The sequence below is a fragment of the Variovorax paradoxus genome, assembly GCA_016806145.1.
GTDB lineage: Bacteria > Pseudomonadota > Gammaproteobacteria > Burkholderiales > Burkholderiaceae_C > Variovorax.
Genome location: CP063166.1, coordinates 5,808,272 through 5,818,969 on the forward strand (window position 1 = coordinate 5,808,272; position 10,698 = coordinate 5,818,969).

General features: G+C 68.6%; 10 protein-coding genes and 1 pseudogene. 9 read left to right on the forward strand and 2 right to left on the reverse strand.

Going from position 1 to position 10,698, the window contains the following annotated elements; genetic code table 11:
- The first annotated feature begins 332 nt into the window (after positions 1–332).
- Positions 333–767 (forward strand): DUF1841 family protein, encoded by a 435-nt coding sequence (locus INQ48_27215; GenBank protein ID QRF56966.1) that lies wholly within the window; start codon positions 333–335, stop codon positions 765–767.
- Positions 768–774: 7 nt separating this feature from the next.
- Here INQ48_27215 and INQ48_27220 read toward each other — a convergent pair.
- Positions 775–1,757 (reverse strand): annotated as a pseudogene (locus INQ48_27220) (LysR family transcriptional regulator).
- Positions 1,758–1,891: 134 nt separating this feature from the next.
- On the opposite strand from INQ48_27220, the gene pcaH reads away from it, so the two are divergent.
- From pcaH to INQ48_27235, 3 genes are all read left to right on the forward strand, one after another.
- Complete coding sequence (gene pcaH, locus INQ48_27225) at positions 1,892–2,608, forward strand: protocatechuate 3,4-dioxygenase subunit beta (GenBank protein QRF56967.1); 717 nt, start codon at positions 1,892–1,894, stop codon at positions 2,606–2,608.
- Positions 2,609–2,631: 23 nt separating this feature from the next.
- Entirely contained in the window at positions 2,632–3,246 is a 615-nt protein-coding gene (gene pcaG / locus INQ48_27230; protein QRF56968.1) for a protocatechuate 3,4-dioxygenase subunit alpha, read from the forward strand.
- 132 nt (positions 3,247–3,378) lie between these two features.
- The gene (locus INQ48_27235; GenBank protein ID QRF56969.1) at positions 3,379–4,749 is read left to right on the forward strand and encodes an MFS transporter; all 1,371 of its coding nucleotides are present in this window, start codon (positions 3,379–3,381) and stop codon (positions 4,747–4,749) included.
- 85 nt (positions 4,750–4,834) lie between these two features.
- On the opposite strand, the gene INQ48_27240 is transcribed toward INQ48_27235, so the two are convergent.
- Positions 4,835–5,530 carry a cytochrome c4 gene (locus INQ48_27240; protein ID QRF56970.1) on the reverse strand — a complete coding sequence of 232 codons (696 nt, stop codon included), beginning with the start codon at positions 5,528–5,530 and terminating at the stop codon, positions 4,835–4,837.
- A gap of 150 nt (positions 5,531–5,680) precedes the next feature.
- Between INQ48_27240 and INQ48_27245 the strand changes: the two genes are divergently transcribed.
- The 5 genes from INQ48_27245 (at position 5,681) to INQ48_27265 (ending at position 10,693) form a co-directional block, all read left to right on the forward strand.
- Positions 5,681–6,535, forward strand: coding sequence for a MoxR family ATPase (locus tag INQ48_27245; GenBank protein ID QRF56971.1), 855 nt, complete (start codon positions 5,681–5,683; stop codon positions 6,533–6,535).
- 13 nt (positions 6,536–6,548) lie between these two features.
- Positions 6,549–6,797 carry a hypothetical protein gene (locus tag INQ48_27250; protein QRF56972.1) on the forward strand — a complete coding sequence of 83 codons (249 nt, stop codon included), beginning with the start codon at positions 6,549–6,551 and terminating at the stop codon, positions 6,795–6,797.
- Positions 6,798–6,819: 22 nt separating this feature from the next.
- A complete protein-coding gene (locus INQ48_27255; GenBank protein QRF56973.1) occupies positions 6,820–7,407 on the forward strand; it encodes a GNAT family N-acetyltransferase in 588 nt (195 codons plus the stop codon).
- Positions 7,408–7,426: 19 nt separating this feature from the next.
- Positions 7,427–8,614, forward strand: a complete 1,188-nt coding sequence (locus INQ48_27260; GenBank protein QRF56974.1) for a VWA domain-containing protein — start codon at positions 7,427–7,429, stop codon at positions 8,612–8,614.
- Between the two features lie 135 nt (positions 8,615–8,749).
- Entirely contained in the window at positions 8,750–10,693 is a 1,944-nt protein-coding gene (locus INQ48_27265; GenBank protein ID QRF56975.1) for a BamA/TamA family outer membrane protein, read from the forward strand.
- The last annotated feature ends 5 nt before the right edge of the window (positions 10,694–10,698 follow it).

The window sequence follows — 10,698 nt, forward strand, 5'->3', positions numbered from 1 at the left end:
TGACAAAAGATGGAACTACAGGGGCAACTTGCGTGCCGCTTTTTCCAGGCCTTGCACCCACCGCTCGTCGACCGAGCTAACTCGTTGATCTGCTTAGGTTTTTCTTTCAAATCAGTCCTTCGCGAGACGGCTCGCGAGGGCTTTCACCGAGGTCTTTTCTCGATTCGTTACGTAACGATGTAACGTGTGCGTCCCGGAACGCCGGCCTGACCCCAGGGGTCTTCGGCCGACACGCGCAAGCGCCACGGACCTGCGTTAAGCGTCGCCGCCGCGCACGTGCCCACGGCCTCGCGGCCTGCGTCCCCTCCGCTTTTCTCTCTGCCTATCTATATATGTTCAACCCCACCCAGGAAGAGGTGCGCCGCTTCTTCTGCGACGTGTACGCCAAGCACCGCCAGGGCCTGCCGATGGAAGCGCTCGAAACCATCGCCGCCGGCTGGATCGAGGCCCATCCCGAATACCACGAGGACCTGCTCGACGCCGACGCGGCCGTGGCGCGCGTCTACGACGGCGCGAACGGCCGCGAGAACCCGTTCCTGCATCTGTCGATGCACCTGTCGATCAGCGAGCAGTGCTCGATCGACCAGCCGCGCGGCATCCGCCAGGCGGTCGAGCTGCTGGCCGCGCGCCGCGGTTCGCTGCTCGATGCGCATCACGAGGCGATGGAATGCCTGGGACAGATGATGTGGGAGAGCCAGCGCGCGGGGCGTCCGCCCGATGGCGACGGTTACGTGGCCTGCGTGCAGCGCCGGGCCACGAAGGACTGAAGCCCGCCTACCCCGCCGACGCCCCGCGCCGCCGCGCCGGCAGCGAGCCCTGCGGCTTCGCCGCCTCGCGCAAAAGCCCCGCCATCGCGGCCCGCAGCGCCGAAGGCTCGGCATCGCTGCGCAGCAGCAGGCCCACGGGCTCCTCGGTGCCGGCGGTGTCGATGCGCAGCCGCACCATGCGGCCGTCGGCCAGCTCGCCGCGCGCCGCGCCCAGCGGCGTGATCCACACGGCATCCGACAGCGCGACCAGCGCGCGCGCCAGCGCGACGTCGAGGGTCTGCAGCGTGTTGGCCGGCAGCGCGAGGCCGCGCGCCGACAGGAAGCTCTCGGTGTTGTGGCGCGGGATCGTGCCCTCGCCGTAGACCATCAGCGGGTAGTCGAGCACCGATTGCACCGACACCGGCCGGTGCGCGAGCGCATGGCCGGTGCGCACCGCGAACACCAGCGGTTCGGTGTGCAGCAGCTCGAAGCTCAGGCCGCCCATCTGGCGCGGATCGCTCATGCGGCCGACCACCAGGTCGAGCTCGCCGGCGCGCAGTTCGTCGAGCAGCACCGGGTTGGCCGCGCTCTTCACCACCACCTGCACCGCGGGCCAGAGGCCGCGCAGCCGCGCCAGCGCACCCGGCAGCAGCGCGGGGCGCGACTGGGCAGCGCGCCGATGCGCAGCCGCTCGACGCGCCCCGCGGCCGTGGGCGCGACGGCCTCGGCGCTGGCCTCGAGCGCCTCGAGCACCTTGAGCGCATGCGCGAGCAGCTGCTCGCCGGCCGGCGTGAGCCCCTGCACGCCACGCCGCCCGGCGCTGCCGCGCTCGACCAGCCGCGTGCCGGCGATGCCCTCGAGCTCCGACAGCGTCTTCGACACCGCGGGCTGGCTCAGCGCCAGCCGCTCGGCCGCGCGCGCCAGGTGGCGCTCCTGCGCCACCGCCACCAGGCAGCGCAGGTGGCGCAGCTGCACGTTGCGCACGAAGTCCAGCCGCAGGTCGCTCGTCATCGGCCCCTTGCCCTCGTCTTCTGAATTACCACTGGTTATTGAAACGGAATCAATCTTCAATTTACATCATCGAAGCGGGATTCCAGAATGCGCCCATGCGGACCCGGTCCGTCCCACGACAGGAGACAACAGGCATGTTGACCAAGACCCAGCCCCAGCTCACCCCGCGTGACTGGGACGCCCATCCCAGCTACGTCTACCCCGGCTACAAGTCGACCGTGAAGCGCGGTCCGCAGAAGCCGCTGATCCCGCTCAAGGCCTCGCTCGGCGAGCTGCAGCAGCCGGTCTACGGCCACGAGAGCATCGGCGAGTTCGACCACGACCTCACGCGCAATGCGCGCCGCAACGGCGAGCCGCTGGGCGAACGCATGATCCTCACGGGCCAGGTGCTCGACGAGCGCCGCCGCCCGGTGGCCAACACGCTGGTCGAGCTCTGGCAGGCCAACGCCTCGGGCCGCTACGTGCACAAGGTCGACCAGCACGATGCGCCGCTCGACCCCAACTTCCTCGGCGCCGGCCGCTGCCTGACCGACAGCGAGGGCCGCTACCGCTTCCTCACGATCAAGCCCGGCGCCTATCCCTGGGGCAACCATCCGAACGCCTGGCGCCCGCAGCACATCCACCTGTCGCTGTTCGGCCAGAGCTTCGCGAGCCGCCTGGTCACGCAGATGTACTTCCCGGGCGATCCGCTGCTGCAGTACGACCCGATGGTCACCGGCACGCCCGAGCGCTACCGCAACCGGCTGATCGCCGACTTCAGCCTCGACATCACCGAGGAAGGCTATGCGCTCGGCTACCAGTTCGACATGGTGCTGCGCGGCGCCGACGAGACCCCGTTCGAGACCCGCTGAGCGCAGAAGGAAAGAGACACGCCATGAGCAAACTGATGAGCGCCCAGGAAGCCGACTTCGGCCAGACGCCCTCCCAGACCGTGGGCCCCTACTTCGCCTACGGCCTCACCGCCTCGCAGTATGGCTACGACTTCGACCAGCCCTTCGACGCGGTGCTGGCGCTGGACGACGCCGCCGGCGAACGCATCCGCCTCGAAGGCCGGGTGATCGACGGCGACGGCAATGCCATCAACGACGCGCTGGTCGAGATCAGCCAGCCCGACGGCGAGGGCCGCTATCCGCAGACGCCGGCGCAGGCACGCGAGCTGGGCTTTCGCGCCTTCGGCCGCGTGGGCACCGGCACCGACGCGCAGAACCGCTTCGTGTTCCACACCGTGAAGCCCGGCGCCGAGTCGCCCGGCGAGGCGCCGCACATCAACGTGATCGTGCTGATGCGCGGCCTGCTGCTGCATGCGTTCACGCGCGTGTACTTCAGCGACGAGGCCGAGGCCAACGCCAGCGATGCGGTGCTGCAGAGCGTGCCGGCCGAGCGCCGCCACACGCTGGTCGCGCAGCGCGTGGAGCGCGGCGGCGCGGTGAGCTACCGCTTCGACATCCGCATGCAGGGGGCGGAGGAAACCGCCTTCTTCGACGTCTGACCACCTGAAACCGAAGCCGGCCACCGCGCCGGCTTTTTCGTACCCGGACTTTTTCTATACAGCGCGGCAGCCGCAAGGCGGCCGCGCGCTCGCCGCTGCGCAACGCAAAACCATTCCAACACGGAGCAACGCATGTCATCCCCCTCGGCTTCCCTGGACGTCCAGTCCTTCCTCGACCGGCATCCCTTCTCGGCCTTCCAGTGGCGCATCTTCGCGCTGAGCTTCCTCGTGGTGCTGCTCGACGGCTTCGACACCTCGGCCATCGGCTACATCGCGCCCTCGCTCGCGAGCGAATGGGGCGCCAGCAAGATGGCGCTCGCGCCGGTGCTCAGCGCGGCGCTGTTCGGGCTCGCGGCCGGCGCCCTGCTGGCCGGCCCACTGGCCGACCGGCTCGGCCGCAAACGCGTGCTGGTGGGCGCCGTGCTGGTGTTCGGCCTCGGTTGCCTGGCCTCGGCTTTCTCGCAGAACATGCCGCAGCTGGTGGGGCTGCGCTTCGTCACCGGGCTCGGCCTGGGCGCGGCCATGCCCAACGCGGTGACGCTGATGAGCGAGTACTGCCCGAGCCACCGGCGCGCCACCATCACCAACACCATGTTCTGCGGCTTCCCGCTGGGCGCGGCGCTCGGCGGCTTCCTCGCGGCCTGGATGATTCCGCACCTGGGCTGGCGCAGCGTGCTGGTGCTCGGCGGCATCGCGCCGCTGGCGCTGGTGCTGCTGATGGCGGTGCTGCTGCCCGAGTCGGCGCGCTACATGGTCGCGAAGCAGTACGCCACCGAGCGCATCCGCGCCGTGCTGCGCCGCATCTCGGAGAGCGCCGCGCAGGCGCGCGCCTTCACCCTCACCGAGGCCGGCCCGGCGCCCGTGGACGGCAGCGGCGGCGGCCTCGCGCTGGTGCTCTCGCCGCGCTACCTCGTGGGCTCGGCCATGCTGTGGATCGCCTACTTCATGGGGCTGGTGATCTTCTACGCCATGATCAACTGGATGCCGATCCTGTTCCGCGAGGCCAACGTGCCGCCGCAGACCGCGACCGTGATCTCGGCGCTGTTCGCGCTCGGCGGCGTGGGCGCCATCTTCTTCGGCTGGCTGATGGACCGTTTCAACGCCAACCTCGTGATCGCCGCCGGCTATGCGCTGACCGCGGCCAGCGTCTACCTGATCGGCCAGTCGCTCGGCAGCCTCGCGGCGCTGGTGCTGACGGTGCTGCTGGGCGGCACGCTGATGAACACCGCGCAGTCGTCGATGCCGGCGCTGGCCGCGGCCTTCTATCCGACGCAGGGCCGCGCCACCGGCATCGCCTGGATGCTGGGCCTGGGCCGCTTCGGCGGCATCGCGGGCTCGTTCCTGGTGGCCGAGCTGGCCAGCCGGCAGCTGGGCTTCGCCCAGATCTTCGCGGTGCTGGCGGTGCCGGCGCTGATCGCGACCGTGGCACTGCTGGTCAAGCAGGTGGTGCACCCGCATGCGGCCGATGCCGGCCGGGGCGCCGGGGCGGTGGCCGGGCACTGAACACGCCCGCCTCCCGGAAAGCAAAAAGCCCGCGTCCGCGGGCTTTTTGCTTTTGCGCGGGGCCGGCGGACCGGCTCGCTGGCTGTTACTTCTCGGCGTGGTGGATGCGCGACTCGGGCACCGTCTTGAGCTCGCCCGGCACCGAGGCGATGTAGCTCGCGAGGGTCTTGAGTTCGGCGTTGCTGAACTTCTTCGGCTCGACCTGGCCGGCCATCACGGCATTCGAGCGGCCGAGGTGGACGTTGTTCTTCACGCGGTAGGACTTCAGCGCCACGAACAGGTAGTCGGCATGCTGGCCGGCCAGCTTGGGCACGGTGCCGTCGTTCGGGGTGTTGAAGTTGGCGCCGTGGCACTTGGTGCAGCTGTTGTCCTCGCCGTTCTTCTTGATCAGCGCCTGGATGTTCTCGGGCATCGGCTTGGCCAGCGCGGCCGGGGGCGCGTCGCCTTCCTTCACGCCGAGCTGGCTGTAGTAGGCCGCGAGGTCGGCGATGTCCTGCTCGGTGAGCGTGTCGGCGATCGCGCGCATCGTCGGGTGCTTGCGGTCGCCACCCTTGTACGCGGTGAGCGCCGCCGTGATGTACGTGGCGCTCTGGCCCGCGATCATCGGCACCTTGTGGATTTCGGGGAAGCTGGCCTGGTAGCCGATGATGCCGTGGCAACCCACGCACATCTGGACCTTCTTGGCGCCATCCTGGGGTTTGCCCGTGACTTGCTGGGCTTGTACCGACACCGTCCCGCAAGCGACAGCAAGGGCAAACATCGTGGTCAACAACTTGTTCATTTTGCGCGCACAATCTCGTGGAGATACCGTTTTTCGAACCAACTTTCGATTATATGCAAGGCTCCCGCGGGTGCCTGTGCGGGCCGACCCGAAGGACGCACGTTGCCGATCGAGTGTGTTCTTTTCTCCACCACAGCCTCCCGTTCACGCATGAAATTCAAGGGCTCAGACAACTACGTCGCGACACAGGACCTGATGCTCGCGGTCAACGCCGCCATCACCCTCAAGCGCCCGCTGCTCGTCAAGGGCGAACCCGGCACCGGCAAGACCATGCTGGCCGAGGAAGTGGCGCAGGCGCTGAACCTGCCGCTGCTGCAGTGGCACATCAAGTCGACCACCAAGGCGCAGCAGGGCCTCTACGAGTATGACGCGGTGAGCCGCCTGCGCGACTCGCAGCTCAAGGACCTGGATGGCGGCGAGCGGGTGCGCGACATCCACAACTACATCGTCAAGGGCGTGCTGTGGCAGGCCTTCACGGCCGAGCAGCCGGTGGCGCTCCTGATCGACGAGATCGACAAGGCCGACATCGAATTCCCGAACGACCTGCTGCGCGAACTCGACCGCATGGAGTTCTACTGCTACGAGACGCGCGAGCTGATCCGGGCCAAGCACCGCCCGCTGGTCTTCATCACCTCGAACAACGAGAAGGAACTGCCCGACGCCTTCCTGCGCCGCTGCTTCTTCCACTACATCAAGTTCCCCGACGCCGAGACCATGCGCAGCATCGTCGACGTGCACTTCCCCGGCCTCAAGCAGGAACTGCTGGCCGCGGCCATGAAGACCTTCTACGACGTGCGCAACCTGCCCGGCCTGAAGAAGAAGCCCTCGACCTCCGAACTGCTCGACTGGCTCAAGCTGCTGGTGGCCGAGGACATCCCGCTCGAGGCGCTGCAGAGCAAGGAAGACAAGGTCGCCGTGCCGCCGCTGGTGGGCGCGCTGCTCAAGAACGAGCAGGACGTGACCCTGTTCGAGAAGCTGGTCTTCATGCAGCGCAACAACCGCTGAGGCGGCGCCGGTCATGCCTGTGCGGCCATCGCCTCCCGTCGGCCAGCTGCTGGTGCTGGGCGTGGCCCAGGCCGTGCTGTTCGTCGTCGGCGCACTGCTCGGCCGCTGGATCGGCCTGTACTTCGGCCTCGATGCCTTCGGCCCCAACGGCTACGGCAACCGCGAGATCTTCGGCATCCTGCTGATCGGACTCGGCGGCGGCGCGGGCGTGCAGCTCGCGCGTGCCTGGTACGACCGGCGCTACGGCAAGCCGGCCCCCTGAACGACACGAGACACGGCGCACCATGGCTTTCGTCGAACCCGTCACCCTGACATCGCGCGGCCTCGCGCTGGTACCGCTCGCGCTCGCGCACGAAGACGGCCTGCGCGCCGCGGCCGCCGACGGCGAGCTCTGGAAGCTGCGCGTGACCTCGGTGCCCGAGCCGCAGGACACGCGCGCCTACATCGAGACCGCGCTCAAGACCGCCGACCGCTTCGCCTTCGCCGTGACCGAGGAAGCCACCGGCACCGTGCTCGGCAGCACCAGCTTCCACGACATCCTGCCGGCCGTGAAGCGCGTGGAGATCGGCTACACCTGGTACGCCAAGCGCTGCCAGCGCACCCACGTCAACACCACCTGCAAGCTGCTGATGCTCACGCATGCCTTCGACACGCTGGGCTGCAACGTGGTGGGTTGGCGCACCGACAACTTCAACCACGCCTCGCAGCGCGCGATCGAGCGCCTGGGCGCGAAGAAGGACGGTGTGATCCGCGGCCACGCGATGCGCCGCGACGGCACCATCCGCGACACCGTGATGTACAGCCTGCGCGCGGGCGAATGGCCCGAGGTCAGGGCGCAGCTGCTCTACCTGCTCGACAAGCCGCGCGACTGAAACTCCCAAGGAGCGTCCCATGCTCATCGATTTCTTCTACACCCTGCGCTCGGCCAAGCTGCCGGTCTCCGTCAAGGAATACCTGACCCTGCTCGAGGCGCTGAAGGCCGACGTGGTGGGCCCGAATTCCGACGATGCCTACGGGCTCGACGACTTCTACTACCTCTCGCGCACCGCGCTCGTGAAGGACGAGAAGCACTACGACAAGTTCGACCGTGCCTTCGCCGCCTACTTCAAAGGCGTGGAGATGCTGACCGACTTCACCAAGGAAGTGCCGCTCGACTGGCTGCGCAAGACGCTGGAGCGCGAGTTCTCGGCCGAGGAAAAAGCCAAGATCGAGAAGATGGGCTGGGACGAGCTCATGGAGACGCTCAAGAAGCGCTTCGAGGAGCAGAAGGAGCGCCACGAGGGCGGCAGCAAGTGGATCGGCACGGGCGGCACCTCGCCCTTCGGCCACGGCGGCTACAACCCGCAGGGCATCCGCATCGGCGGCGCGGGCAAGAACAAGAGCGCGGTCAAGGTCTGGGACCAGCGCGCCTACAAGGACTACGACGACACGCAGGAGCTTGGCACGCGCAACATCAAGGTTGCGCTGCGCCGGCTGCGCAAGTTCGCGCGCGAGGGCCACGAGGAAGAGCTGGACCTCGACGACACCATCCACTCGACCGCGGCCAACGCCGGCTTCCTCGACATCAAGATGCGGCCCGAGCGCCACAACAACGTCAAGGTGCTGCTGCTGATGGACGTGGGCGGCACGATGGACGAACACATCCAGCGCGTGGAGGAGCTGTTCTCGGCCGTGAAGACCGAGTTCAAGCACCTGGAGTTCTACTACTTCCACAACTGCGTCTACGACTTCATGTGGAAGAACAACCGGCGCCGCTTCTCGGAGAAGTTCGCGACCTGGGACATCCTGCGCAAGTACAACAAGGACTACAAGCTGATCTTCGTGGGCGACGCGACCATGAGCCCCTACGAGATCCTGCAGCCCGGCGGCAGCGTCGAATACAACAACGAGGAAGCCGGCGCCGAGTGGATCCAGCGCCTCACGCACGCCTTCCCCAAGTTCGCCTGGATCAACCCCGAGCCCCAGGGCGTGTGGCAGTACCGCCAGAGCATCTCGGTGATGCAGCAGCTGATGTCCAACCGCATGTACCCGCTGACCCTGCGCGGTCTCGAAGAGGCGATGCGGCTGCTCTCCAAGTAGCCGAAAAGACCTCCCGGCATACCGGGCCTTGACCGCCCCCGAGCCCCGGCCACGCGGGCCTCGCGGCCCGCACATCCATGTATCCGAACGCGTCCGACACGGACGCGTCGGATCATGCTGTCAGAATCGTCGCCCATGTTCAGGGTGGTTCGTGTCGTCTTGCCGGCGTGTTGGCCGGCATTGCTTTTTTCCGGCGTCCTGCTTTTGCAAGGCTGCAGCCTGCTGCCGAAAAAGGACGCGGGCGACTCGGCCGCGTCCACCCCCGCGCTGGTGAGCGACGGCGGCGACCGCGCGGCCAGCGCGTCCACGGACGGCGAAAGGGAGGGCAAGGACGGCAAGCGCCGCGATGCCTTCTCGGTCGACGTGCGCGGCCCCGACAACGTGCGCGAGTACCTCTCGCTGCACCTCGAGATCCAGCGCTACAAGACGCTCGACGACCTCGGCGCGACCGAGATCTCGCGCCTGATGGTCGCGGCCGAGGCCAATGCGCGCGAGCTGCTCGCCACGCTCGGCTACTTCACGCCCGCGCTGACGCTCGAGCTGCACGAGACGCCCGCGAGCGACAAGGCGCCACGCGAGATCGTGGTCACCGTCGAGCCCGGCGAGATCACGACCGTGAGCAACGTGCAGCTCAGTTATGCGGGCCCGATCGCCGACGACCTGAGCGCCGAGTCGCAGCGCGACACCATCCGCACCGCCTGGGCGCTGCGCGCGGGCCAGCCCTTCACCCAGCAGGCCTGGGACGACGCCAAGGCGGTCGCGCTGCGCAGCCTCACGGCCAAACGCTTCCCCACCGGCAACATCGAGATCAGCCGCGCCGAGGTCGACGCCGACCGCCACGAGGCCCGCCTGAGCGCCACCTACCAGTCGGGCCCGGCCTACAAGTTCGGCCCGCTGCTGCTGCGCGGCAACCAGCGCTACAGCGCCGACGGCATCCGCCGCATCGCGCAACTGCCCAGCGGTGCCGACTACGACCAGCAGAAGCTGCTCGACGCCCAGCAGCGCCTGGCCAGCAGCGGCTACTTCGATTCGGTGTTCCTCACGCTCGACACCGAGAGCGGCACGCCGCTGGCCGCGCCCGTGATCGCGCAGCTGCGCGAGGCGCCGCTGCAGAAGGTGGTGCTGGGCGTGGGCTTCACCACCGACAACGGGCCGCGGCTGTCGATCGACCACATCCACAACCAGCTGCCGCTGCTGGGCTGGCGCGCGGTGTCGCGGCTGTCGGTGGACCGCGACATCCAGTCGCTGGGCACCGAGTGGAAGGCGATCCCCGGCGACGACGGCTGGCGCTGGTTCTCGGGCGCCGAGCTCAAGAGCGAGCAGTCGGGCAGCTACGTGGTCGACAGCGGCCGGCTGCGCGGCGGGCGCAACAAGACCAGCGACCACATCGACCGCAGCTACTTCCTGCAGTACGACTACGCGACCAACCGCGGCACCGACGCCCCGCCCTCGGCCTCGGCCGTGACCGCCAACTGGGGCTGGACCGGGCGCTACTTCGACGACAACGGCTCGCCGCGGCGCGGCTGGGGCCTCGCGCTCGAACTGGCCGCGGGCTACACGCTGACCGGCCAGCAGTCGCCGTTCACGCGCACCTACGCGCGCTGGCTCGGCATCGTGCCGGTCGGCTGGGCCGACGGCAAGGACGCCGCCACGCTGGCGCGCCGCAGCCGCCTGCAGCTGCGCGCCGAGGCCGGCGCGGTGGTCGGCAAGGAGTCGGCGCAAATTCCCTCCACCCTGATGTTCCTGACCGGCGGCGACACCACCGTGCGCGGCTACGGCTACCGCGACATCGGCACCGTGCGCGCCGACGGCCAGACCGTGGCGGGCCGCTACCTTGGCGTGCTGAGCCTCGAGTGGCAGCGCCCCTTCGTCTACAAGGACAAGCTCACCGACTTCGAGAGCGTGGTGTTCGTCGACGCCGGCGCGGTGGCCGACAAGCCCAGCGAGCTCAAGCCCAAGGTCGGCGTGGGCGTGGGCACGCGCTGGCGCAGCCCGGTCGGACCGGTGCAGGCCGACCTGGCCTATGGCGTGGACACGCGCAAGTTCCGGCTGCACGTGCGGCTGGGCTTCACCTTCTGAGCACG

Excerpts from the sequence above, each read along its gene's own strand:
- INQ48_27215 (QRF56966.1), top strand. The coding sequence starts at position 333 with ATGTTCAACCCCACCCAGGAAGAGGTGCGCCGCTTCTTCTGCGACGTG.
- pcaH (QRF56967.1), top strand. The coding sequence starts at position 1,892 with ATGTTGACCAAGACCCAGCCCCAGCTCACCCCGCGTGACTGGGACGCC.
- pcaG (QRF56968.1), top strand. The coding sequence starts at position 2,632 with ATGAGCAAACTGATGAGCGCCCAGGAAGCCGACTTCGGCCAGACGCCC.
- INQ48_27235 (QRF56969.1), top strand. The coding sequence starts at position 3,379 with ATGTCATCCCCCTCGGCTTCCCTGGACGTCCAGTCCTTCCTCGACCGG.
- INQ48_27240 (QRF56970.1), bottom strand. The coding sequence starts at position 5,530 with ATGAACAAGTTGTTGACCACGATGTTTGCCCTTGCTGTCGCTTGCGGG.
- INQ48_27245 (QRF56971.1), top strand. The coding sequence starts at position 5,681 with ATGAAATTCAAGGGCTCAGACAACTACGTCGCGACACAGGACCTGATG.
- INQ48_27250 (QRF56972.1), top strand. The coding sequence starts at position 6,549 with ATGCCTGTGCGGCCATCGCCTCCCGTCGGCCAGCTGCTGGTGCTGGGC.
- INQ48_27255 (QRF56973.1), top strand. The coding sequence starts at position 6,820 with ATGGCTTTCGTCGAACCCGTCACCCTGACATCGCGCGGCCTCGCGCTG.
- INQ48_27260 (QRF56974.1), top strand. The coding sequence starts at position 7,427 with ATGCTCATCGATTTCTTCTACACCCTGCGCTCGGCCAAGCTGCCGGTC.
- INQ48_27265 (QRF56975.1), top strand. The coding sequence starts at position 8,750 with ATGTTCAGGGTGGTTCGTGTCGTCTTGCCGGCGTGTTGGCCGGCATTG.